Raw genomic sequence first — 1,293 nt, 5'->3', positions numbered from 1 at the left:
CCATGGTCTTCGTGGCCCTCGTGCCCGCCGTGGTCTGCGTGGCCACCATGCCCGCCATGGTCTTCGTGGCCCTCGTGCGCCTGGCGATCCGCGTGCTCTTCGTGGTCCGAGTGTCCACCGTGGCCCTGGTGTTCCTCGTGTCCTTCGTGGCCCACGTGCCCTTCGTGCCCTTCGCCATCAGCATTGTTCGCGTGATCGGACATCGAGGGCTCCTGCGCCCGTTCGCGGGCGTCGGTCCGGTGATGGGAAGTGTCGAGCAGGAGCGCAGTGGCATTGTCGAGGGCGGGAACCACCGCTCCGGGCGAGGCGATGCCGATGCGCACCCGAGGGCCGGGCATCTGCTCCCAGAGGCGGTTCGCCAGATCCGACAGCTCAGGACCCGGCGCACCACACACGACGAGCACGTCCCCCTGAGCCGGACTACTGGCTATCCGCCACCCGCGACGGAGTAGCTGTTGCTCAAGCTCCATCCGAGTCGCCCACTGGCCCGGGGCCTCGACGACGAGCACCCGGGTGGCCTGGACGGCGAGGCGGGCGAGAAACGGGCTCAAGCCCATCGGAATGCGCCTTCTCGCCGTGCCCAGGCCACGGCGACTAGCAGGGCACCAAGGAACAGGAACATCTCCACCACCGCAGAGAGCCCCTTCTCGATCACCACCACGGCCCACGGGTACATAAAGAGCATCTCGACGTCGAAGGCCAGAAACACGATCGAGGCGAGGTACCAGCGTGCGTGGAACCGCGACAGGGCGTGCTCCTGCGGTGCCCACCCGGATTGGGCCGGCAGGACTGTCAACGGGTCGGAGGTAATGCTGGCCACGCGGTGGAGTGCATAGAAGAGAGCAACGACAGACAGCGCCACCAGAGCCACGGACACGATCCCTGAGGACATGACGGTCTCTCCCCTTTCTCGCGGTCGAACATCGAGGCCGGTCGCTGAGCGATGGGAGTCACCTTAACGGATTACCGCGATCGATAATCTCGTTCCAGCTCGGCGGTCAGCCGTGACCGGGGCCGGCTCCGCAGAGCAGGAACACCCGCGTGTGGGTCCGACTGATGCGAAATCTCTGGAACCGGTTGGGCTCGACTGGGGGCGGGGTTGTCGTCGAAAGAAAGCGCACACCTCCGCGCGTCGCTGGCTACTCATCGAAGAACTGTCCACATTCCTTGACTAGGGCGTGTCTCCCATAGCTGAGCGGTGACCCGCGAGACCGTGGCCGTATGGGACAGACGAAGTCACGATTTCGCCAGTTCACCGACGAGCAGTGGGAGCGGATAGAGCCCCTGCTGCCC

1 protein-coding gene and 1 pseudogene are annotated in these 1,293 nt (G+C 65.7%); both read right to left on the bottom strand.

What is annotated here, in order from left to right:
- Nucleotides 1-557, bottom strand: a pseudogene (locus KVY23_RS24400) (hypothetical protein); the annotation flags it as partial.
- Nucleotides 548-892 carry an NADH-quinone oxidoreductase subunit A gene (locus tag KVY23_RS24395; RefSeq protein ID WP_007626392.1) on the bottom strand — a complete coding sequence of 115 codons (345 nt, stop codon included), beginning with the start codon at nt 890-892 and terminating at the stop codon, nt 548-550. The pseudogene KVY23_RS24400 and the gene KVY23_RS24395, both read right to left, overlap by 10 nt.
- Nucleotides 893-1,293: the final 401 nt, after the last annotated feature.

The sequence above is a fragment of the Rhodococcus sp. I2R genome (assembly GCF_020889545.1).
Classification (GTDB): Bacteria; Actinomycetota; Actinomycetes; order Mycobacteriales; family Mycobacteriaceae; genus Rhodococcoides.
The sequence above is the reverse complement of the archived record's forward strand: the minus strand, read 5'-3'. Positions and strand labels throughout refer to the sequence as shown.

Coding starts and splice junctions, on each gene's coding strand:
- KVY23_RS24395 (WP_007626392.1), bottom strand. CDS start 892: ATGTCCTCAGGGATCGTGTCCGTGGCTCTGGTGGCGCTGTCTGTCGTT.